The organism is Selenomonas sp. FOBRC9 (genome assembly GCF_000287655.1).
Classification (GTDB): domain Bacteria; phylum Bacillota; class Negativicutes; order Selenomonadales; family Selenomonadaceae; genus Centipeda; species Centipeda artemidis.
Map to the genome: position 1 here is coordinate 46,826 of NZ_ALJR01000005.1, position 21,338 is coordinate 68,163.

Here is a 21,338-nt window from a genome sequence, read left to right on the forward strand (position 1 = left end):
GGAGCGGGCTATGACGATCGAGCAGGAGATTCACACACAGGCGGAAGCGGCAAAGGCGGCGTCCTATCCGCTTGCCGCGCTGCCGCCGGGCATTCGCAATGATGCGCTCTGCGCGATGGCACAGGCGCTGACGGATTGCCGTGCGGTGATTTTGCAGGCCAATGCGGCGGATATGGAGGAGGCTGCGGCGGCAGGCATGAAGTCCTCCTATTTGGATCGTCTGCACCTCGATGACGCGCGTATTGAGGGGATGGCGGAGGGGCTGCGGCTGACTGCCGGTCTGCCCGATCCATTAGGACGCGAGGACTTCTCCGTGCGCCGCCCGAACGGGCTGGAGATTCGGCGTCTGCGTGTCCCGCTCGGTGTGATCGGCATCATCTACGAAGCCCGCCCAAACGTGACGTCCGACGCTGTCGGGCTGTGCATAAAGTCCGGCAATGCGGTTCTCCTGCGCGGCGGCTCCGATGCGCTGCGTTCGAACCGTGCCGTAGTGGATGTACTCGCGCGTGCCGCATATGCGGCCGGGGTTCCGCATGGCGCCGTTCAGCTGCTGGCGATGAAGGATCGCGCTGCCGTTGACGTGATGACACATCTGACAGGGCTGCTCGATGTGATTATCCCGCGTGGCGGTGCGGGGCTGATTCGCCGCATTGTGGAGTCCAGCACAGTGCCCGTTATTGAGACGGGGGCGGGCGTCTGTCACGTTTATGTGGATCGTGCGGCGGATCTTACGACTGCGCTGCGTATTGTCCGCGATGCAAAGGTATCCCGCCCGTCCGTCTGCAATGCGGCGGAGACCCTGCTCGTGCATGAGGATGCGGCACCGGCATTTTTGCCGCGTCTTGCCGAAGTCCTCCGTGCAGACGGCGTGGAGCTGCGCGGATGCGCGCGCACGCTTGCGATTTTGCCCGATGCCGTCCCCGCTGTCGAAGAGGACTGGCGGACGGAATACGGCGAACTCATCCTCTCGGTGCGCGTTGTTCCGGATATTGCCGCGGCAATCGCGCACATCAACCGTTATAATACGGGGCATTCGGAGTCGATTGTGACGAACGATATACATGCGGCGCATCGGTTTCAGCACGAGGTCGATGCGTCGACGGTCTATGTCAACGCTTCGACGCGGTTCACGGACGGATTTGAGTTTGGCTTTGGAGCGGAGATCGGCATCAGCACGCAAAAGCTTCATGTGCGCGGTCCGATGGGGCTTGATGCACTGACGAGCACGAAGTATCTTGTCTACGGGGACGGGCAGGTGCGCAGTCCCGCCGATATCCCTTGATTATGTGCCGCATGATCGGATATTTGCGCACCCTGCGGCAATATGTCCACAGTGTGAAGGGACGCCGCGATACCTTTGATTATATCGAAGCCGCCGCGACCTTTTTCCTCCTTACATTGATTGTCCTGATAGCCCTCTCCGCTGTGAGGTGAGACGATATGAGCAGACGAATCGGTATCTTGGGCGGAACATTTGACCCGATTCACATGGGGCATCTCATTACCGCAGAGATTGTGCGTGTGTCTGCGGCATTGGACGAGATCATTTTTATCCCTGCGGCACGCCCTCCGCACAAGGAGAATAAGGGAGAAGCCCCCGCTGAGGATCGGCTGCTCATGGTGCAGTGTGCGGTTGAGGGGAATCCCGCGTTCTCTGTGTCGGATATTGAGCTGAGAAGAGAAGGACCTTCCTATACAGTCGATACCATTGCGGCACTGAGCGAGCAGCTCGGGGATGCGGAGCTGTTCTTCATTACGGGGGCGGATGCCATGAACGATCTCTATCACTGGCATGAGCCGGCACGTCTCCTGCGCTCCTGTGTGTTTATCGCAGCGGCGCGTCAGGGGGTCGAACTGGATGAATCCCGCCTTGCAGAGCAGTTCTCGCCGGAGCAGCGCAGCCGTATCCGGGTTGTGCCGACGCCGCATTTGGAGATCTCCTCGACGATGATTCGTATGCGCGTTCGGGCGGGGATGTCGATCCGCTATCTCGTGCCGCGCGCAGTTGAGCACTATATTGAGGAAAGGGGGCTTTACCGTGCCCATGACAAAAAGCTATGAGGAGATGCGCATACTGCTCGAGCAGCATCTTAGTCCAAGCCGCTACCTGCATTCGCTCGGCGTTGCGGATACTGCCGCTGCGCTCGCGCGCCGCTTCGGCATGAACGAGGAGCGGGCACGCATCGCAGGCCTCCTCCATGACTGCGGGCGCATGTATGAGACGGCGCAGCTCCCCGCCGAGGCACGGCGGCGCGGGATCCCCATCGGAAAGATCGAGGCGGCGATGCCTCTTCTGCTCCATGCTTATGTCGGTGCATATCTCGTTTATGAGATCTACGGCGTCGACGATGCTGCCGTTGCACAGGCAATATGGCGTCATACGGTCGGTGGGGAAAATATGACGGCACTTGATAAAATCGTCTACTTTGCCGATATGATCGAACCGTCGCGTGCCTATCCCGAGGTGGAAAAACTGCGCGAACTTGCGCGGACAGCACCGCTTGACGAGATGATGCTTGTCGGACTGACGGATTCCATTCTCTTTGTCGCACAAAAAGGGGGGCTGATTCATCCGGATACGGTGACTGCGCGAAATGAGCTGATTTTGGGGAAAGCGGCTCGGTTTGCTTGACGGCAGAGGGGAAGAGGAGGAAGCAATGCAAGGGTATGATGCGGAGGAACTTGCTGCGCAGCTCGCGAGCGAAAATTCACGCGAGAACATAGAGAAACGCCGCCGCCGGCGGAGACGCCGCCGCCGCATAGCGTTTGTACGCGGGTTCTTCCGTTTGATTTTTACGCTTGCACTGCTCGTTGGCATCACGGTTGCGGGCTACTATCTGATCAGCTGGGGCGTGCAGGCATACCGCGATATGCGCGATATGTATGAGGCATATCTCGTGCGTCAGGAAGAGAACCGCGGCGCGGTGGATGTGCGCTTCGACGGCTATACGAATGTGCTTGTACTTGGTCTCGACGACGCGGTAAATGCGGATTATGTGCCGGAAAAGCGCGCGGACGCGATTCTGCTCGTCAGTATGGAGAACGCGACCGGCAAGGTACGGATGCTCAATATCCCGCGCGATACGTGGGTGACGATGGCACAGGATCGGGGCGAGACACGCCTGTCGAACGTCTATGCCGTCGGCGGTGCACCGCTCATGGTGCGGACAATCAATCAAATGTTTGATATCTCCATTCATCAGTATGTCGTGATCGACCTCGACACTTTTGCGCGGATCGTGGATGCGCTCGGTGGTGTTGACGTCTACATTGCGCATGATATGGACTATGACGATCCCGAGTCGGGGCTTTCCATCCATATGCGGACGGGGTATCAAAACCTTGACGGCCGGGCGGCGGAGAACTATCTGCGCTACCGCAGCGATGAACTCGGTGATGTGGGGCGTACGCAGCGGCAGCAGCGCTTTATCAAGGCGTTCTATGCCAAGCTCCTGCGTATGGATACCCTGCCCAAGGTGCCGGAGATTGCCGATATTCTAAAGCGCGACGTGACGACGAGCGCGGAGTTGTTCGACTCCATACATATAGGAAACGTCATTCGGAAACTAAGTACCGATCCCCCGCGCACGATTATGCTTCCGGGGGCGGTATCCCGTGACGACGATACGGTATGGATCATGGATCGTGCCGCGACGGACGAAGTGATTCAGGAGCTGTTCCCTCCGGAAGAGACGGCGGGAACACAGCAGTAGGAGGAAAGAATTTGACCGAGCAGGAAAAATGCATTGCCGTCTGCAAGGCGGCGGATGAGAAAAAGGCGCGTGACATCGTTACGATGGATATGCGTGGGCTGATGTCGACAAACGATTATTTCGTCATTTGCTCTGCAAATACGGCGACGCAGGTACGCGCTATTGTGGACAATATTGAGGAAAAGCTCGAAGAAGCAGGCGTCTCCTTCCTCCATAAAGAAGGCTATCGCGAGGGCGAGTGGGTCCTGCTCGACTACGGCGATACGGTGGCGCATGTCTTTCAGCAGGAAGCGCGCGAGTACTATGCACTCGAACGCTTGTGGGGCGACGCGAAGCTGACGCCGTACGAGGAATAGACGTTCATGCAGGACGAAACGGGAACGCGCACCGTGCGCCCTCCACGCCGCGGCAAATACGGACCGAGTCAGGTCGCCGAGCTCCTTGCCGTGCGCGAAAGCGAGCAGGGGCTCTTTCTTGATGCTGAGACCGGGAACACGAACGACGATATTCTTCTGCATAACTTGCAGCAGACGACTCCCGTCAAGATCGGCGACCGTATCCGCGTCTTTCTATACCTTGATCCAAAGCGCCGCCTCACGGCGAGTATGCGGATCCCGCGCATGGCGGAGGGGCAGGTTGCACGGCTGCGCGTCATTAATGTGACAAAGGAGGGCGCGTTTCTTGATGTCGGTGCGGAGCGCGGCATCTTCCTGCCCTATGCAGGGATGCGCGGACGCCCGAAGGTCGGTGAAACGGTCTGGGCGAAGCTCTACACGGATAAATCAGGTCGTCTCGCTGTGACGATGGAAGTAGAGGACGAGCTGCGGCGCGCATCGCGTCCCGCCGAGGGGGTGCACGTCGGGGATATGCTGACGGGATCCGTCTACAACATCACAGAGCGGGGCGCATTTCTCTTTACCGACGAGCGCTATATCGTCTTTATTGACCACAAGGAGATTCCCGTACGCCCGCGTGTCGGCGAGCGCATTACGGTGCGCGTGACCTACCTGCGCGAGGACGGCAGACTGAATGCATCCCTGCGTCCGCCGAAGGAGCAGGCGCAGACGGCGGATGCCGCGGCGATCCTCGCGCTGCTGACGGCACACGACGGAAAGATGCCTTATACCGATGCGACCTCGCCCGAGGTGATCCGTGATCGCTTCCACATCAGCAAGGCGGCGTTTAAGCGTGCACTGGGGCATCTTTTGAAGGAAGGCCGCATCTTTCAGAGCAGCGGATGGACGTGTTTATGTGAAGAAAATAAAAACTCCTAGAAAATTTTCGTCGGATAGGCAGGAATTTTTTCCCAAAGGGCGAATACAGAGCTTAGCAAACAATGTTTAGCATGGGGGAGAGAGATAAATGGCAGATACGGTTACTGAAGAGAAAAAAGGTATCCTGCTTGAGACAGGGACGAATGAGTTTGAGATCGTCGAGTTCAGCATAGGGAAGGTGAACTACGGCATCAACGTCGCCAAAGTGCGCGAAGTTATCACCCGCGCTCCGGTCACTGCAATGCCCGAGGCACACCCCTATGTAGACGGATTGTTTACACTGCGCGGCAAGGCAATTCCGCTCGTCAACATGGCACGCTGTCTCAATCTCCAAACGGCTGATGAACTGCAGAATATCATCGTCACGGAGATCAACAACTATGACATCGGCTTCCTCGTCGGGAGTGTCTATCGCATTCACCGTATCTCGTGGAAGAATATGGAGCCCGCGCCGAATGTCGGCGAAGGATCGCGTGTCGTCGGCATCATCAAGATGGAGGATCGTATCGTTCTCCTGCTTGACTTCGAGACGATCATCGCGGAGATCAATCCCGAGATTAATCAGAAGCTCACAACTGTTACGGAAGCAAATCAAGATGCAAAGAGCCGGCGCGGCACAGCACATGTTGTTGTGGCAGAAGACTCCAAGCTGCTGCGTGACCTGCTTGTCACAACGCTCCATGAGGCAGGCTACAAGTTCATCCGTGACTTTGGCAACGGTCAGGACGCCTGGGATTACCTGCAGGATCTTTCCCGCAAGAACGGTCCCATTGAGAACCATGTGCGCATTATCATCTCTGATATTGAGATGCCAAAGATGGACGGTCACCGCCTCCTCAAACTCGTACGCGAAGACAACCGCCTCGGGGAGGTACCGCTCGTGCTCTTCTCCTCGCTCATCAGCGAAGAGATGAAGCGCAAGGGCGAGAGCCTAGGCGCATCGGGTCAGGTCTCAAAACCGGAAATCAATCAGCTCATCGACCTCATTGATACGCTGATCTTCGGTGAGCCGCTCCATGATGTTGTTGCGGAACCTTGAATGTCTATTTTCGAGGACTGCTGCGAAAGCGGCAGTCCTTTTTGTTTTCGATTGGGCGCATGAATCATGTATTTAGGTTAAAAGACACTGTTGTATGGAAGCCTTTTTTTGCGTTATTGACATGCCGGAAAAATCTCGCTATCATAGGGCATGAAGGAGTTGATAAAATGAAGGTAGCAGTCCTTATGGGAAGCGATTCCGACTGGCCGATCCTAAAGCCTGCGGTAGAACTTCTGAAACAGTTCGGCGTTGAACCGGTGGTCAAGGTCGCTTCGGCACATCGGACGCCGTCGATGGTTCGTGATTTCGTCATGGAAGCGGATCACAATAAGGAGTTTGCCGCATTTATCATCGCGGCGGGAGCTGCCGCGCATCTTGCGGGGGTGGTGGCGAGCTATACGATTAAACCCGTGATCGGCGTGCCTGTAAATGCAACGCCGCTGAACGGTATGGACGCACTGCTCAGCACAGTTCAGATGCCTTCGGGCGTGCCCGTTGCGTCGATGGCGGTGAACGGGGCAAAGAACGCCGCGATATTTGCGGCGGAGATTCTGGCCATACATGATGCCTCCATCGCAGAGGCATTGATGGACTATCGTGAGAAGATGGTTCTGGACATTGAGGCAAAGGCGGCACGCGTGGCGGCACAGCTCTGATACGGAGTCTGCGGGAAGCGGCTCAGTGTGGTATATGGGAATGATGAAAGGCAGGATATAATGGAGCGTAAAGAAGCTCTTTATGAGGGCAAGGCAAAGATTATGTATGCGACGGATCGTCCCGACGAAATCCTCGTTTATTATAAGGACGATGCGACCGCCGGCAACGGCGCCAAGAAGGGCACGATCGCGCATAAGGGCATCATGAACAATAAGATGACGGCGTTCTTTTTTGACCTTCTCGCCAAAGAGGGCGTTGCGCATCATTATATCTCCATGCCGAGCGAGCGCGAGATGCTGGTTAAAAAGCTGACGATCATCCCCCTTGAGGTTATTATCCGGAATGTCGCCGCGGGCTCTCTCGCACAGCGGCTCGGGCTCGAGGAGGGCGTACCGATGCCGTTTCCGGTCATCGAGTACTGCTACAAGAACGACGATCTCGGCGATCCGATGCTCAACCGCTATCACATCCGTGCGATGAAGATCGCGACGGACGCGGAGCTGGACGAAATCGAGCGCATCTCACTGAAGGTCAATGATGTGCTCACAAAATTCCTCAAGACAAAGCGCGTCGACCTCATCGACTTCAAACTCGAGTTTGGCAAGGATGCGGCGGGGCATATCATTCTCGCGGACGAGATCTCCCCGGATAACTGCCGGTTCTGGGACAGCGACACGAAGGAAAAATTGGACAAAGACCGGTTCCGCCGTGACCTTGGGAACGTGGAGGACGCCTACAAAGAAATGCTTCACAGACTGACGGGAGAAGCATAAGAACAATGTATCTAAAAGAGCCAAAGTGGAAGGAAGAGTGCGGCATCTACGGCGTCTATTCCGGGACGGAACCGGTCGCCGAGATGACGTATCTCGGTCTTTTTGCGCTCCAGCACAGAGGACAGGAAAGTGCGGGCATCGCGCTGACGGACGGGTATTGGATCGACGTCAAAAAGGGCATGGGGCTCGTCAGCGAGGTGTTCGGCGCGCATCTTCCGCAGCTTGACAACGCAAAGATCGCGATCGGTCACGTCCGCTATGCGACGACGGGGTTCAGTCTCGCCGCGAATGCGCAGCCGCTGCGCGTCAACTATGCGGGTGGGGCGTTGGCGCTCGCCCACAACGGGGATCTGACGAATGCCGCGATCATTCGCCGCGAGCTTGAGGATCAGGGAACGGTCTTCCAGACAACGATCGACTCCGAGGTATTCGTCCATCTCATTGCGCGCTCACAGTGCCGGACGATCGAGGAGCGCATCCTCGAGGCGGTAAAGGTCGTGCGCGGCGCGTTCTGTCTCACGATCATGACGGAGAATAAGCTCATCGGTGTGCGCGATCCGCAGGGGTTCCGCCCGCTCTGTCTCGGCCGCTCGCCCGAGGGGAGCTGGGTGCTCGCCTCGGAGACGTGTGCGCTCGAGGTCAGCGGCGCGGAATTTGTGCGCGATATTGCGCCCGGAGAGATGGTTGTCATCGACGGCGAGGGCGTGCGCTCGTTCCGCTTTTCGAACGGCGAGGATATCGCAACCTGCATCTTTGAATACATCTATTTTGCGCGCCCGGACTCCATCATCGATGGGCAGAGTGTCCATACGGCGCGCTTTGCCATGGGACGAATGCTCGCGCGTGAGTCCGGGTTCCGCGGGGACGTTGTGATCTCCGTGCCGGATTCCGGCACGACGGCGGCGACGGGCTTTGCCTATGAGGCAGGGATTCCGTTCGCCGAAGGACTGATTAAGAACCGCTACATTGCGCGCACGTTCATTCAGCCGACGCAGCAGCAGCGCGACGCTGCGGTCAAGCTGAAGCTGAGCCCCGTGCGCTCCGTTGTCGCGGGTAAATCCGTCATCATGGTGGATGACTCCATCGTGCGCGGCACGACGAGCGGGAAGATCGTGCGTCTCCTTCGGAACGCGGGGGCGCGCGAGATTCACGTCTGCATCAGCAGCCCGCCGATCACAGATCCCTGCTACTACGGCATCGATACCTCCGTGCGCAAGGAGCTGATCTCCGCGACTAAGACGGTGGAGGAGATTCGCGACTTTATCGGGGCGGATTCGCTGCATTTTATCTCCCTGGAGGGGCTGCGTCAGTGTGTTCCGGCACTGAATCCGGATCATATGTGCTATGCCTGCTTTAACAACGATTACCCCGTCCCGGAAGAAGACGCCGAACTCGACGAGGACGATAAGATCATCCTCGAACGGCGGCGGATTGCACAGCGTGAAAGGGGGCTCTAAGAGCCGATGGAGAAAATGACCTACCGCGACGCGGGCGTCGACATCGATGCGGGCAACGAGTCCGTTTCGCTCATCAAGGAGAGCGTGCGCGCGACCTATCGTCCCGAGGTGCTCGGTGATCTCGGTGGATTCGGCGGTCTGTTTGCGCTGAATACGAAGAACTACCGCGAGCCGGTGCTTGTCTCGGGGACGGACGGCGTTGGGACGAAGCTGCGCCTTGCGTTCATGCTCGACCGGCACGATACGATCGGACATGACGCCGTGGCGATGTGCGTCAACGACATCCTCGTGCAGGGCGCGGAGCCGCTCTTTTTCCTCGACTATCTCGCTGTCGGCAAGCTCCTTCCGCGGCAGGTGGCGGACGTGGTTGCGGGCGTTGCGCGCGCCTGCAAGGAATCCGGCTGTGCGCTGATCGGCGGAGAGACGGCGGAGATGGCGGGCTTTTATCCTGCGGGAGAATATGACATCGCAGGATTCTCCGTCGGTGTCGTCGAACGGTCGCAGCTCATCACGAGTGCGCGCGTCCGGGCGGGGGACGTCCTGCTCGGACTGCCCTCTTCGGGCGTGCATTCGAACGGATACTCGCTTGTGCGGAAAATCTGTTTTGAGCGCAAGGGCTTCAAGGGCGACGAATACATTGAGGAGCTTGGCAAAACCATCGGTGAGGAGCTGCTGACGCCGACGCGTCTTTACCCGTGTGTCTGCCTGCCGTTGATTCGTGCGTTCGACATCCACGGCATGGTGCATATCACGGGCGGTGGGTTCTACGAGAACATCCCGCGTGCCCTGCCGGAGACGATGGGCGCAGAGATCGACGGCACGGCGTGGGAGATGCCTGCCGTTTTCCGCCTGCTGCAGGAGTGGGGCAACGTGGATTGGGCGGAGATGTACCGCACGTTCAATATGGGCATCGGCATGGTACTGATTGCGTCGGAGGACGAGGCGGCGCGCATCATTGCACATCTCACGGCGGAGGGTGAGACTGTCTATCGCATCGGGCGTATCACCGAGGGCGCACACGAGGTTGTGATCAAGGGCGGTGTATTCGATGCCTAACGAGCGAATCGGCGTGCTTTGCTCGGGGCGCGGCTCAAACCTCGCCGCCATCATGGAGGCGATTGAACGCGGGGACATTCGCGCCGAGATCGCCGTCGTCATCGCGGATCGGGCGGATGCCTATGCGCTCGAGCGCGCGCGGGAAAAGGGGATTCCCGCCGTCGCTGTCGTCCGCAAAGAACATTTTGATATGGAGGCGTTTGAGGGCGCGCTTCTCAACGAGCTGTATGCGCATCGCGTGACGCTCGTTGTGCTCGCCGGCTTTATGCGCATCCTATCACCCACGTTCGTGTACGCCTTCCGCGGGCGTATTCTCAACATTCACCCTGCGCTTCTGCCGAGCTTTCCGGGAGCGCACGCACATCGCGACGTGCTCGCGTACGGCGCGAAGGTCAGCGGATGCACCGTACATTTTGTAGACGAGGGGACGGATACGGGACCCATTATTTTGCAGGCGGCGGTTCCCGTCATGGAGGGGGATACGGAGGAGACGCTTGCCGCACGCGTGCTGGAGCAGGAGCATCGCATCTTTCCCGAGGCGATACGGCTCTATGCCGAGGGGCGGCTGCAAACGGTCGGGCGAACGGTACATATTTTGCCCGCAGATGAAGGAGGAGCATCATGAAGATAAAACGTGCCCTGATCAGCGTATCCGATAAAACCGGTGTCGTCGAATTTGCACGCGCACTGCACGCGGCGGGCGTTGAAATCGTCTCCACGGGGGGGACGATGAAGGCGCTGCGCGAGGCGGGCATCCCCGTCGTCTACGTCAGCGACGTGACGGGATTCCCCGAGATCATGGACGGACGCGTCAAAACGCTTCATCCGCTCATTCACGGCGGCATTCTCGCCGTGCGCGGCAACAGCGCGCACGAAAAGGCGCTGCGCGAGCTGAAGATCACACCAATCGACCTTGTCGCGGTGAACCTCTACCCCTTTAAGGAGACTGTCGCACAGCCGAACGTCACGCTCGCCGAGGCGGTGGAGCAGATCGACATCGGCGGCCCCGCGATGATACGCGCGGCGGCCAAGAACTTCAAATTTGTCACGGTCGTGACGAATCCCGCACGCTACGGCGAAATCGCGGAGAAGATCCAAAAGGACGGCGCAGTCGACGGCATGACGCGGATGCGGCTCGCACACGAGGCGTTTGCGCACACGGCGGACTATGACGCCGCCATCAACGCGTATTTGGCACAGCAGCTAGAAAAATGAGGAACGAACGTGAATATACTCATCATCGGTTCGGGCGGGCGTGAGCACGCGCTCTGTTGGAAACTCGCCGATAGCATAGACAACGGATATATCTATGCGATTCCCGGCAATCCGGGGATGGCGGAGTCGCCGGACATATCGATTGAGGATAACGCCGCCATTGTGGAGTTTGCCAAGGGGGCAAAGATCGATCTCGTCGTTGTCGGCCCCGAGGTTCCGCTCATGAACGGTCTGGTCAACGATCTGACGGCGGCAGGCATCCGCGCCTTCGGCCCCACGGCGGCGGCGGCACAGATCGAGGGATCGAAGTCCTTTGCCAAGAATCTCATGAAGAAATACGGCATCCCGACGGCACGCTATGAGGTGTTCACCGAGGCGGAACCCGCACGCGTCTATATTCGCGAGACGGGCGCGCCGATCGTCATCAAGGCGGACGGACTTGCGGCGGGCAAGGGCGTCGTTGTCGCCATGACCGAGCAGGAAGCGCTCGATGCGATCGATCGCATCATGGAGGACGGTTCGTTTGGTGCGGCGGGAAGCAGCGTCGTCATCGAGGAGTTCATGGAGGGGGAGGAAGCGTCTCTGCTCGCCTTCACCGATGGAAAGGTGATCCGTCCCATGATCAGCGCGCAGGATCATAAGCGTGCCTTTGACGGCGACAAAGGTCCCAATACGGGCGGTATGGGGACATATGCACCCGCGCCTGTGATGACGCCCGAGATGACGGCACGCGCGGTTGAGGAAATTCTCAAACCGACGATCGCGGCGATGGCAAAGGAAGGTTGCCCCTATCGCGGCTGCCTTTATGCGGGGCTCATGATTACGTCCGAAGGGCCGAAGGTCGTGGAGTTCAACGCACGGTTCGGCGACCCCGAGACGCAGGTCGTGCTGCCGCTCCTCGACGGGAACCTCGCCGAGATCATGTGCGCCTGCTGCGAGGGGCGGCTCGCCGACGTGCCGATCGCGTGGAAGGACGGTGCGGCGGTCTGCGTTGTGCTCGCCGCGGGCGGTTACCCCGGGCAGTATGAAAAGGGACATGAGATTCACGGCATCGCGGACGCCGAGGATGCGGGCGCATTGGTATTCCACGCCGGGACTGCCGAGCGGAAGGGAAAAATTGTCACGAACGGCGGACGCGTGCTCGGCGTCGTCGGCAGGGGGGCGGACATTTCCTCCGCCGTACGCGCGGCGTACGCGGCGACAGAAAAAATTTCCTTTGAGGGCATGTACTATCGGAAAGACATCGCGCATCGCGCGCTGCATCGGTAAATTATATACGAAAAAGACTGCGGCATATACGCTGAAACGTATGATGCCGCAGTCTTTTTTCGGTTCAGTCATATCATCCTCCTTTTTACAAATAAAATAATCATATGAGCATAAATATATATTGACAGTAAATATCAGTTATGATAATCTAATCTGCGTTACTGTGAGGTTTTCTCGGGGGGATAACATGGTCACGTCGTATGACAAGATCTATCTGCGTGTGGGGATTCCTGCGGCGCTTGAGGGAGTCTTTATGATCCTCCTGAGCAACGCGGATATCATCATGGTCGGTTCGCTTGGCACGGCTGCGATTGCGGCGGTCAGTATTTTTACTCAGCCTCGTATGGTGCTCCTCACCGTGGCACGTTCCGTTGCCGCCGCCGTCACTCTGCTCATTGCGGAGCGGTTTGGCAGACAACAGAGCGACAGCTACGGCGATGTGATGAAAAAGACCTTGTCACTCGTCGTTGTCGTTCTCGGCATCGCGCATATTGTCTTTTTTATCTATATCGAGGACATCCTCCTATGGATGGGCGCACAGGAAAACTATATCGCTGACGCAGTGCTTTATGCATCGTGGACGCTGCCCGCTGTCTTTATCACATCGCTCTCGGCGACGATGCAGGCGGTTATGCTTGGGCGCGGCGAGTCTATGACCGTGCTCTCCATCAATCTGCAGGGGAACGTGCTGAACGTCATCCTCAACGCGTTTCTCATCTATGGCATCGGGCCTTTTCCCGCCCTCGGGGTGCTCGGCGCCGCCATCGGTACGATTGGCAGCTCTATTTGGTCGTTTCTCCTCAGCGTGCGCGTTCTCTTCCGCTGGGGCATCTTTGGACAGGGGAGCTATCTGCCGACGCGTGATTATTTCCGTGAGTTCCTCGGCGTATTTGGCGGCATCTTCAGCGAGCAGGGATTTGAGCGCATCGGTATGGTCGTCTATACGCGCATGGTCGCCGAGCTTGGGACGATTCCATATGCCGTGCACGCCATCGCGATGAATTTCTGCGACTTTTACTACAGCTTCGGCGGGGGGCTTGGCAAAGCGAGCACAGTACTCGCAGGACATAACCGCGACGATGAAAAGCGGGATGCATGGCGGCGTTTCGTATGGATCGGCATTACATGGGGCTTTTTCTTCTCGACGGTCGCGTTCCTGCTGACCTTCGTGTTCCGCGAGGAGATCTTCAGTATCTATTCGAGCGATCCGGAGTTGCTTGCACTTGGCAGCATAATTCTCATCTATGTCGCGGCGGTCAGTTTCCCGGAGGCGCATCAGATGATCTGCGCGGGCATCCTGCGCGCGAGCGGAAAGACCACGCAGGTCGCAGCGTATTCCTTTGTCAGCATCACGTTCCTGCGCCCCATCATCACCTATGTGTTCCTGCACGAAATGAATATGGGACTTGCAGGGGCGTGGCTCTCCCTCGCACTTGATCAGACGATACGCGCGCTCTGCGCTACATTCCTCCTGCGCGGTGTATACCGAGCGAAATATGCGCCGAATGTCCTTGTTGCTTCGATAAACAATAATAACTTATGATTATTCTGGACGAATCTCTTGACAAGTCTGTCGTATGTAGATATACTACGCCTATAATCCTATAAAACTGCATAAAACGTTGCAAGTGTCGGAGAGATGTTTTCGTATCAGGGGGATATGAAAATATATGCAGGTCTCCGAGCGATGAGAGGAAAACGGGTGCAATGCCCGTGCTGTCCCGCAGCCGTATGTAGGGAATGTTCTTCCACAGGCGCAGAGCCTGTGCCTGTAAAGTCACTGGTGACAACCGGGAAGGCGGAAGAACGTGAGGATCTACAAGCCGGAAAGCCTGCTTGCAATAGGATTCATTGATGGACTCACGAGAGATGGGGAGATGGATGCACGGTTTGTGGTACCCGTATGGGTATTTATGACCTTGTTTTTGTGCGTTCGACCGCCTGTCTTTTCAGAGACAGGCGGTTTTTATGTGAAGAAGGCAAAGGGAAAAAGGAGATGGAGACTTGACTGCCAAATTTTTGCTGACGCGTTTGGGGCAGATGCTTCTAACGTTGCTCGGCGTGACGTTCCTGACGTTCAGCCTGACATTTCTCGCGCCGGGCGACCCGGTGGACGCGATTCTCGAGACAGGCGATACGATCGTCTCGCAGGAGACGATCGAGCAGACGCGCCATGAGCTGGGGCTGGATCTGCCGTTCCATGAGCAGTATATCCGTTGGCTGAACGGCGTGCTGCACGGGGATATGGGGAAGAGCTATTCGGCGAAGATCCCCGTTGTGGATAAACTCGCTCAGGCGCTGCCCGGCACGCTCGTACTCGCGGGTACTGCGCTTGTGATGATGCTCGTCATCTCCGTGCCGTGCGGGATTCTTGCCGCCGTGTATCGGAACCGCTGGCCGGACTATCTGATTCGAGGAATTACGTTTCTGGGCGTTTCGATGCCAAGTTTTTGGGTCGGACTTATTCTTCTCTTTGTCTTTGGTCTGAAACTGGGGCTGTTCCCGATTGCGGGCGGCGAAGTGACGCCGGATCGGATGGTCTTGCCTGCGCTCACGATCGCGATTCTCCTGTCGTCGAAGTATACGCGTCAAGTGCGTACGGCGATTCTTGAGGAGCTGGGACAGGACTACGTCGTTGGCGCACGTGCACGCGGGCTCTCGACGCAGCGCATCCTGTGGCGCCATGTGCTCCCAAATGCGTGCCTGCCGCTCATCACGCTGCTCGGTCTTGCGGTCGGCTGGCTGCTCGGCGGCGTGGCAGTCATCGAGATCGTCTTCTCGTGGCCGGGCATGGGGCGTCTTGCCGTACGTGCGATCGAGATGCGCGACTATCCGCTGCTCGAAGGCTTCGTGTTGTGGATCGCCGTCCTCTACATGCTGGTCAACTTTATTGTGGATATTTCCTACGCCTATCTTGACCCGCGCTTGAAGAAGGGGGCGAAAGCATGAGCAAGGATGCCAAAATTCTGCGCAGATACTCGATTATGGCGGGCATCATCTTTTTGGTCGCGCTCCTCGTTCCGTTCATTTTGACGGAGGATCCGTATGCGTCCGTGATGCAAAATGCATTCCTGCCGCCGTCCGCCGAGCATTGGTTCGGCACGGATAAACTCGGGCGTGATCTCTTCACTCGTGTCATCTACGGTGCCCGTATCTCCATCTTTATGGCGCTCACGGTCGTCATCCTCATCGCGGGTGTCGGCTCGCTGATCGGTGTCGTCTCCGGCTACGTCGGGGGCAAGGTGGATACGGTCATCATGCGACTGGCCGACATGTTCCTTGCGTTCCCGGGCATCGTGCTTGCGATCGCGATTGCCGGTATGATGGGCGGGAGCATCGTCAACGCGATTCTCGCGCTCGTTGCGGTCGGATGGACGAAATACGCGCGTCTCGCGCGCTCCGTCGCGCTGAAGATTCGCCAGCAGGACTATATCTCGGCCGCGATCACGAGCGGCACGCGGCCGCGCGATATGCTCATTCGCCATGTCGTGCCGAATATCATCCCCATCGTGCTCGTCACGGCGGCGATGGACATCGGCGCGATGATGATGGAGCTCGCGGGACTCTCGTTCCTCGGTTTCGGCGCACAGCCGCCGACACCGGAGTGGGGACTCATGCTGAACGAGGGGCGTCAGTCGCTCCAGACGGCGCCGTGGCTCATGATGTTCCCGGGTGCGGCGATCGTGATCGTCGTTGCCGTGTTCAACCTGTGGGGCGACGCGCTCCGCGACTATTTGGATCCGCGCAAGGCGAACTAAGCCTTTTGGGATAAAGGGACGGATGCGGAAGGGTCGCATCCGCCGGATGTTTGGGGTTATGCAAGGAGGTTTTTCTGTGAAAAAATGGAAAAAAATGCTTACGGCGGCGCTCGCCGTGTGCATGTCGGCGGCGGTCTTTACGGGCTGCGGTGGCGGCGGAGATAAGGCGGCGGACACGAAGACACTGAAGATCGGCGTGACGAACTTCGCGGATTCGCTTGATCCGACCGAGAATTTCTTCGGCTGGGTCGTCATGCGCTACGGCATCGGCGAAGCGCTCGTCAAGTTCGACGAGAAGATGAACCCGTCGCCGTGGCTCGCCGAGAGTTGGAAGGTCAGCGATGACAAGCTGACGTGGACGTTCAAGATCCGTGACGGCGTGAAGTTCTCGAACGGCAAGGAACTCACGGCTGAGGCGGTCAAGTCCTCGATCGAGCGTTCATTTGCGAAGAACAACCGCGCGCAGACATTCTTCAAGTACACGGAGATGAAGGCGGATGGACAGAACCTCATCATCAAGACGGAGAAGCCGACGCCGAGTATGCCGGGCTTCCTCGCGGATCCGCTCTTCCTCATCGTCGATACGTCGAGTGAGGGCGAGCGCGACTTTGCAAAGCAGGGTCCGATCGGTACGGGACCGTATGTCTGCGAATCCTTCGTGAAGGAAAAAGCAGTCATGAAGAAGAACCCCAACTACTGGGGCGGCGAAGTACCGTACGAGACGGTAGAGATTCCGTCCATCGACGACCCGAATACGCGTGCATTGGCACTTCAGTCCGGTGAAGTCGACATGGCGGTCAACATCGCTGCGGGAGACATGGCGCTCTTCAACGACACGGCGAAGTACCATATCGATCGCATCGCATCGCTCCGCACGGTACTTGCGCGCATCAATGAGAAGGGGATTCTCGGCGATCCGAAGGTACGTGCGGCGTTCATCTCCATGACGGATCGCAAGTCCTATAACGAGGTCATCCTCAAGGGCACGTTCATCCCGGGCAAGGCCCCCGTGCCGCCCTCTCTCGACTATGGCTTTGATCAGCTCGTTGATCCGAACGCCTACAATGTCGATCGTGCAAATCAGCTCCTCGACGAAGCGGGCTGGAAGGACACGAACGGCGATGGCATCCGCGATAAGGACGGCAAGCCGCTGAGCGTCGACTTCATTGTCTACAACAGCCGCGCCGAGCTCCCAATCTATGCCGAGGCCGTGCAGGCGGACGCGAAGAAGGTCGGCATTGATGTGAAGATCAAGACGGTGGACTACAACCTCCTCGACAAGATTGGCATCAACGGCGAATATGACCTCCTGATCTCGAACACGACGACAGCGAATACGGGTGACCCGGAGAGCTATCTCAGACAGTATTGGTATACCAATACGAACGGTGACAATCCACAGAACGGCTCCGGCTACAGCAACCCCGAATACGATGCGAAGTACAACGCACTCGCGGTTGAGTTTGATCCGGCAAAGCGCCGTCAGCTCATGATCGACATGCAGCAAATTCTGCTCAATGATGCGGCAGCGCTCTTCCTCGGCTACCCCGAGACGAACATCATCAGCTCCACGAAGATCACGGGTGCCATCATGCATCCCGCAGACTACTACTGGCTGACGAACGCGATTAAACCGGCAAAGTAAACTTTTAGGATAAACGAGCGGGAGCGTCGGGGAATGTCCCCGGCGTTTCCTGCGTCATGAAGGGAAGGAGAAGCGCGGATGCAGATAGAGGTGAAAAACCTTTGCGTCGCTTATGAAGGCACGGAGATGGTGCATGATGTGAGCTTTTCGCTCGGCGAAGGCGAAGTGCTCTCCATTGTCGGTGAAAGCGGCAGCGGCAAAACGACCGTGATTCGCGCCATGATCGGCTGTCTGCCGAGCGTCGGCAAGGTCACGGGCGGACAGATTCTGTTCGATGGGAAGGATATGACGCAGGCGAGTGACGCGGACTGGCGCAAGGTCAGCGGCGGCACGGCGGCAATGATCTTTCAGGACAGCGGCAGTATGCTTGATCCGATTCAGACCATCGGACAACAGTTCGTTGAATACATTCAGACACATGAGGACGTGGGGACGAAGGAGGCAGCGGAGCGCGCGCAGGATATGCTCGCGCGGATGCACCTCAACAACCCTGCGAATGTGATGAAGAGCTATCCATTCGAGCTGTCCGGCGGTATGCGTCAGCGTGTCGGTGTTGCGATGGCGATGTTTTTCAGCCCCGCGCTGCTTCTTGCCGACGAGCCAACCTCGGCGCTCGATGTGACGACGCAGGCACAGGTAGTCAACGAACTGATGGATATTTGCAGAAAAGACGGCACGTCCATCGTCATGGTGACACACAACCTCGGTGTTGCTGCCTATATGTCGGATCAGATCATGGTTATGCGTTACGGCAAGGTCTTGGAACACGGGACGGCGGAACAGGTCATCGAACATGCGCAGAGCGACTATACCAAGGAGCTCCTGCTCGCCGTACCGCAGATAGGAGGGGAAAGCTATGCAGCCGGAGCGTGAGGAAATCCTGCGCATCGAACACATAACGAAGCGCTTTCCCATCGCAGGCGGAAAGGTTCTGACCGCCTGCGACGATGTGACGTTCCCCGTCTACAAAGGGGAGTTGCTCGGCATCGTCGGAGAGAGCGGCTGCGGAAAGAGTACGCTCGTGCGTACACTGATGCAGCTGCACGCCCCGTCGGAAGGACAGATTTTCTTCCGCGGGCAGGAGATTACGGGGCTGAAGGGGGAAGAGGCGCGCAATATGCGCCGCAACATCCAAATGGTGTTTCAGGATCCCAATACGGCGTTCAACCCGAAGATGAAGATCAAGGACATCATTTGCGAGCCTCTGCGGAACTTTGGTCTCCTCAAGGGCAGCGCGCGCGATAAGGCGGCGGAGATGCTGCGTCTCGTCGATCTGCCCGAGGACTTTGCGGATCGCTATCCCGCGAACATGAGCGGCGGTCAGCGTCAGCGCGTCGGCATCGCCCGCGCCCTTGCGCTCGAGCCGGCGATTCTCGTCTGCGACGAGGCGACGAGTGCACTCGACGTCTCCGTGCAGGAGAAAATCGTCGAACTGCTCATCCGCATTCAGAAGGAGCGGGATCTCACGATCCTCTTCATCTGTCACGATCTTGCGCTCGTCTCCATGCTCTGCACGCGCGTTGTCGTTATGTATTTCGGCAAGGTTGTCGAAGAACTCGACGGCAAAGATCTCGCACATGCAAAGCATCCGTATACACAGAAACTTCTCAAATCTGTGTTCTCGCTGCTGCCAAAGGGAAAAGCACCGCGCATCGACCTCTCGGACGATGTGCCGAGTCCTGAGGATCAGGGAGCCGCGGGCTAAATCAATTAACGAAAAAACGGGACTGCCGTTCCTCTGTATGACAGAGAGCGGCAGTCCCGTTTTCGATTGTATGAGACTTTATATGAAGAGAAGAGGTATATTTTTACTGAAGCGCTTCCTTGAGCGTATTCATATTCTTGCGCATCGTGTCGAGGTACGCATCCTTTGCCGCCGGCGTTGCCTCGCCCGTGACGACGGGATCAAGCGTATAGATCTTCGCACCTGTCTCGCGCGCGATGGTCTCTGCGGCGGCAGGGGAATACTGCGGCTCGGTGAAGAGAACCTTGGCAGAAAGTCCTTTGACCTGTTCGATGGTTTCCTGCAGTTCGGTCGGTGTCGGCTCCGTGCCCGGCTCACGCTCAACAACGCCGATGATGTTGAGATGGAACTCCTCGGCAAAATAGGGGAATGCTTCGTGGAATGTCACGATGTCCTTGTGCGGCACATTATCGAGTGCGGCGTGCATCTCGGTCTTGAGCGACGTGAGTTTTTCGATGTAGGCGGCAGCATTCTTCTCATAGGCGTCCGCATGGGCGGGATCGGCTTCCTTGAGCTGGTCGGCAATGTTGCGCACCTGCTGGATCGCATCCGTCACGCTGAGCCAGACGTGCGGGTTGTCGCCCTCCTCGTCGTGGATGAGCTTGATGCCGCGTGACGCGTCGATGACCTTGAGATTTTTCTGCTGCTCGGTCACTTTGTCCATGAAGTCCTCCATGCCTGCGCCGTTGATAACGAATGCATCGGCATTCTCGAGGGTCTTCATATCCTCCGTCATGAGCTGATAGTCGTGCAGACAGCCTGTCTGCGGCTTCGTCATGTTGTGTACCTCAACGCCGTCGACCCCCTGTGTGATGTTGATCGTGGCAACATACATCGGGTAGAACGACGTGACGATGCGGAACGGCTGCGCCGGCTGTTTGTCCGCAGGTTTTTCCGCCGCTTTGTCCGTACCGCCGCAGCCGACGAGCGCGAGGGATAGGACGAGCATCAAAAGGGAGAGAATCTTCGTTGTACTACGCATGGGTAATCGATCTCCTTAGAGTGAAAATAAATATGGGGTAAGTCTCATGAAGTGAATCATAACGATATTGAAAAGAATTGTCAATAGAAATGAAAACATTCAGTTATTTTCATATCATATGCTATAGACGATGTTTTTATTTTCGTGAATTGCAAGAGCAAGTTGAACAGTGATTTAATTAAGAAACATTTTCAATAGCGTATACTTCATCCAAGAAGGTGTTAAACAGTTCTACTGGTGTTTGATAGTCGAGCACTCGACGAGGGCGGCTGTTTATCTCATCCGCTATGTTTAGGATGTCCTCGTCACTGTATCCGTCGATGCCCGTTCCTTTGGGGATATATTGGCGGAGGATGCCGTTGTGACGCTCGTTCTGCGGGCGTTCCCATGAGCTGTAGGGGGGAGCAAAGTACACCTTCGTGCCGAGGCTCTCAAGCTGCGTGAACGTCTCGCACTCTGTCCCGTTGTCAACGGTAATCGTCTTGAACACTTGGCTGAAACGGTCCTGTCCATATTCCGATTTCAAATGGGCGATGGCTTCTTCAATGCCGGCGCACGTGCGACCCGAGATGCGGATTGCGATGTAGTCGTGCGTCACCTTTTCCACAGCGGTAAATACGGCTGCGCCGCGCCCTTTTGGCGATCCGACAACGGTGTCGGCTTCCCAGTGTCCGATTTCCGTGCCTTCGTCCACAAGGGCAGGACGCTCCTGTATGCTACGCCCTTTCAGGCGCTTGTTCTTGCGGTTTCGCTTGC

Annotated in this window: 22 protein-coding genes and 1 riboswitch; of the genes, 20 read left to right on the top strand and 2 right to left on the bottom strand. The window is 57.5% G+C overall.

What is annotated here, in order from left to right:
• The first annotated feature begins 10 nt into the window (after positions 1-10).
• The 20 genes from HMPREF1147_RS01970 to HMPREF1147_RS02065 all read left to right on the top strand — a co-directional run bounded on the left by HMPREF1147_RS01970 (position 11) and on the right by HMPREF1147_RS02065 (position 19,561).
• Positions 11-1,282 (top strand): glutamate-5-semialdehyde dehydrogenase, encoded by a 1,272-nt coding sequence (locus HMPREF1147_RS01970; protein ID WP_009657496.1) that lies wholly within the window; start codon positions 11-13, stop codon positions 1,280-1,282.
• A 158-nt stretch (positions 1,283-1,440) separates the two neighbouring features.
• Positions 1,441-2,061, top strand: coding sequence for a nicotinate-nucleotide adenylyltransferase (gene nadD, locus HMPREF1147_RS01975; RefSeq protein WP_009657459.1), 621 nt, complete (start codon positions 1,441-1,443; stop codon positions 2,059-2,061).
• Positions 2,045-2,632: a bis(5'-nucleosyl)-tetraphosphatase (symmetrical) YqeK gene (yqeK, locus tag HMPREF1147_RS01980; protein ID WP_037351017.1), complete on the top strand. Its 588-nt coding sequence runs from the start codon at positions 2,045-2,047 to the stop codon at positions 2,630-2,632. The genes nadD and yqeK overlap by 17 nt, the downstream gene beginning before the upstream one ends.
• A gap of 25 nt (positions 2,633-2,657) precedes the next feature.
• Positions 2,658-3,713, top strand: a complete 1,056-nt coding sequence (locus HMPREF1147_RS01985) for an LCP family protein (RefSeq protein ID WP_009657469.1) — start codon at positions 2,658-2,660, stop codon at positions 3,711-3,713.
• An 11-nt stretch (positions 3,714-3,724) separates the two neighbouring features.
• Positions 3,725-4,069 (top strand): ribosome silencing factor, encoded by a 345-nt coding sequence (rsfS, locus tag HMPREF1147_RS01990; RefSeq protein WP_009657505.1) that lies wholly within the window; start codon positions 3,725-3,727, stop codon positions 4,067-4,069.
• 6 nt (positions 4,070-4,075) lie between these two features.
• Complete coding sequence (locus HMPREF1147_RS01995) at positions 4,076-4,987, top strand: S1 RNA-binding domain-containing protein (RefSeq protein WP_009657494.1); 912 nt, start codon at positions 4,076-4,078, stop codon at positions 4,985-4,987.
• Positions 4,988-5,075: 88 nt separating this feature from the next.
• Positions 5,076-6,026, top strand: a complete 951-nt coding sequence (locus HMPREF1147_RS02000; protein ID WP_009348981.1) for a chemotaxis protein — start codon at positions 5,076-5,078, stop codon at positions 6,024-6,026.
• Positions 6,027-6,193: 167 nt separating this feature from the next.
• Entirely contained in the window at positions 6,194-6,682 is a 489-nt protein-coding gene (gene purE, locus HMPREF1147_RS02005; RefSeq protein ID WP_009657497.1) for a 5-(carboxyamino)imidazole ribonucleotide mutase, read from the top strand.
• A 60-nt stretch (positions 6,683-6,742) separates the two neighbouring features.
• Positions 6,743-7,456, top strand: a complete 714-nt coding sequence (gene purC, locus HMPREF1147_RS02010; RefSeq protein WP_026762349.1) for a phosphoribosylaminoimidazolesuccinocarboxamide synthase — start codon at positions 6,743-6,745, stop codon at positions 7,454-7,456.
• A 5-nt stretch (positions 7,457-7,461) separates the two neighbouring features.
• Complete coding sequence (gene purF / locus HMPREF1147_RS02015; RefSeq protein ID WP_009657498.1) at positions 7,462-8,913, top strand: amidophosphoribosyltransferase; 1,452 nt, start codon at positions 7,462-7,464, stop codon at positions 8,911-8,913.
• Positions 8,914-8,919: 6 nt separating this feature from the next.
• Positions 8,920-9,969 (top strand): phosphoribosylformylglycinamidine cyclo-ligase, encoded by a 1,050-nt coding sequence (gene purM / locus HMPREF1147_RS02020; protein WP_009657478.1) that lies wholly within the window; start codon positions 8,920-8,922, stop codon positions 9,967-9,969.
• Positions 9,962-10,594: a phosphoribosylglycinamide formyltransferase gene (gene purN, locus HMPREF1147_RS02025; protein WP_009657502.1), complete on the top strand. Its 633-nt coding sequence runs from the start codon at positions 9,962-9,964 to the stop codon at positions 10,592-10,594. Before purM ends, purN begins: the two co-directional genes overlap by 8 nt.
• Positions 10,591-11,184, top strand: a complete 594-nt coding sequence (locus HMPREF1147_RS02030; RefSeq protein WP_009348975.1) for an IMP cyclohydrolase — start codon at positions 10,591-10,593, stop codon at positions 11,182-11,184. Before purN ends, HMPREF1147_RS02030 begins: the two co-directional genes overlap by 4 nt.
• A 9-nt stretch (positions 11,185-11,193) precedes the next feature.
• Positions 11,194-12,453 carry a phosphoribosylamine--glycine ligase gene (purD, locus tag HMPREF1147_RS02035; RefSeq protein WP_009657455.1) on the top strand — a complete coding sequence of 420 codons (1,260 nt, stop codon included), beginning with the start codon at positions 11,194-11,196 and terminating at the stop codon, positions 12,451-12,453.
• Positions 12,454-12,640: 187 nt separating this feature from the next.
• Positions 12,641-13,996, top strand: coding sequence for an MATE family efflux transporter (locus HMPREF1147_RS02040; RefSeq protein WP_009348973.1), 1,356 nt, complete (start codon positions 12,641-12,643; stop codon positions 13,994-13,996).
• A 114-nt stretch (positions 13,997-14,110) separates the two neighbouring features.
• Positions 14,111-14,308: riboswitch (cobalamin riboswitch) on the top strand.
• Positions 14,309-14,457: 149 nt separating this feature from the next.
• The gene (gene nikB / locus HMPREF1147_RS02045; protein WP_009657462.1) at positions 14,458-15,402 is read left to right on the top strand and encodes a nickel ABC transporter permease; all 945 of its coding nucleotides are present in this window, start codon (positions 14,458-14,460) and stop codon (positions 15,400-15,402) included.
• Complete coding sequence (gene nikC, locus HMPREF1147_RS02050; RefSeq protein WP_009657484.1) at positions 15,399-16,211, top strand: nickel transporter permease; 813 nt, start codon at positions 15,399-15,401, stop codon at positions 16,209-16,211. Before nikB ends, nikC begins: the two co-directional genes overlap by 4 nt.
• A gap of 121 nt (positions 16,212-16,332) precedes the next feature.
• Positions 16,333-17,856 carry an ABC transporter substrate-binding protein gene (locus HMPREF1147_RS02055; RefSeq protein ID WP_369791733.1) on the top strand — a complete coding sequence of 508 codons (1,524 nt, stop codon included), beginning with the start codon at positions 16,333-16,335 and terminating at the stop codon, positions 17,854-17,856.
• Positions 17,857-17,934: 78 nt separating this feature from the next.
• Positions 17,935-18,729: an ABC transporter ATP-binding protein gene (locus tag HMPREF1147_RS02060; protein ID WP_009348969.1), complete on the top strand. Its 795-nt coding sequence runs from the start codon at positions 17,935-17,937 to the stop codon at positions 18,727-18,729.
• The gene (locus tag HMPREF1147_RS02065; RefSeq protein WP_009657466.1) at positions 18,713-19,561 is read left to right on the top strand and encodes an ABC transporter ATP-binding protein; all 849 of its coding nucleotides are present in this window, start codon (positions 18,713-18,715) and stop codon (positions 19,559-19,561) included. Before HMPREF1147_RS02060 ends, HMPREF1147_RS02065 begins: the two co-directional genes overlap by 17 nt.
• 103 nt (positions 19,562-19,664) lie before the next feature.
• Here the strand turns inward: HMPREF1147_RS02065 and HMPREF1147_RS02070 are convergent, their stop codons facing one another.
• Both HMPREF1147_RS02070 and HMPREF1147_RS02075 read right to left on the bottom strand, forming a co-directional pair.
• Positions 19,665-20,582 (bottom strand): metal ABC transporter substrate-binding protein, encoded by a 918-nt coding sequence (locus tag HMPREF1147_RS02070; protein ID WP_009657477.1) that lies wholly within the window; start codon positions 20,580-20,582, stop codon positions 19,665-19,667.
• Between the two features lie 178 nt (positions 20,583-20,760).
• The coding region (locus tag HMPREF1147_RS02075; protein ID WP_037351018.1) for an IS30 family transposase at positions 20,761-21,338 on the bottom strand (578 nt) is incomplete at its 5' end.

Bases quoted from the DNA above. Each gene is read 5' to 3' on its own strand.
- purC (WP_026762349.1), top strand. From the start codon at position 6,743: ATGGAGCGTAAAGAAGCTCTTTATGAGGGCAAGGCAAAGATTATGTAT.
- HMPREF1147_RS02065 (WP_009657466.1), top strand. From the start codon at position 18,713: ATGCAGCCGGAGCGTGAGGAAATCCTGCGCATCGAACACATAACGAAG.
- HMPREF1147_RS01970 (WP_009657496.1), top strand. From the start codon at position 11: ATGACGATCGAGCAGGAGATTCACACACAGGCGGAAGCGGCAAAGGCG.
- nadD (WP_009657459.1), top strand. From the start codon at position 1,441: ATGAGCAGACGAATCGGTATCTTGGGCGGAACATTTGACCCGATTCAC.
- HMPREF1147_RS02060 (WP_009348969.1), top strand. From the start codon at position 17,935: ATGCAGATAGAGGTGAAAAACCTTTGCGTCGCTTATGAAGGCACGGAG.
- HMPREF1147_RS02055 (WP_369791733.1), top strand. From the start codon at position 16,333: ATGTCGGCGGCGGTCTTTACGGGCTGCGGTGGCGGCGGAGATAAGGCG.
- purF (WP_009657498.1), top strand. From the start codon at position 7,462: ATGTATCTAAAAGAGCCAAAGTGGAAGGAAGAGTGCGGCATCTACGGC.
- HMPREF1147_RS02000 (WP_009348981.1), top strand. From the start codon at position 5,076: ATGGCAGATACGGTTACTGAAGAGAAAAAAGGTATCCTGCTTGAGACA.
- HMPREF1147_RS02040 (WP_009348973.1), top strand. From the start codon at position 12,641: ATGGTCACGTCGTATGACAAGATCTATCTGCGTGTGGGGATTCCTGCG.
- nikC (WP_009657484.1), top strand. From the start codon at position 15,399: ATGAGCAAGGATGCCAAAATTCTGCGCAGATACTCGATTATGGCGGGC.
- HMPREF1147_RS02030 (WP_009348975.1), top strand. From the start codon at position 10,591: ATGAAGATAAAACGTGCCCTGATCAGCGTATCCGATAAAACCGGTGTC.
- purE (WP_009657497.1), top strand. From the start codon at position 6,194: ATGAAGGTAGCAGTCCTTATGGGAAGCGATTCCGACTGGCCGATCCTA.
- HMPREF1147_RS02070 (WP_009657477.1), bottom strand. From the start codon at position 20,582: ATGCGTAGTACAACGAAGATTCTCTCCCTTTTGATGCTCGTCCTATCC.
- HMPREF1147_RS01985 (WP_009657469.1), top strand. From the start codon at position 2,658: ATGCAAGGGTATGATGCGGAGGAACTTGCTGCGCAGCTCGCGAGCGAA.
- yqeK (WP_037351017.1), top strand. From the start codon at position 2,045: ATGACAAAAAGCTATGAGGAGATGCGCATACTGCTCGAGCAGCATCTT.
- HMPREF1147_RS01995 (WP_009657494.1), top strand. From the start codon at position 4,076: ATGCAGGACGAAACGGGAACGCGCACCGTGCGCCCTCCACGCCGCGGC.
- purN (WP_009657502.1), top strand. From the start codon at position 9,962: ATGCCTAACGAGCGAATCGGCGTGCTTTGCTCGGGGCGCGGCTCAAAC.
- purM (WP_009657478.1), top strand. From the start codon at position 8,920: ATGGAGAAAATGACCTACCGCGACGCGGGCGTCGACATCGATGCGGGC.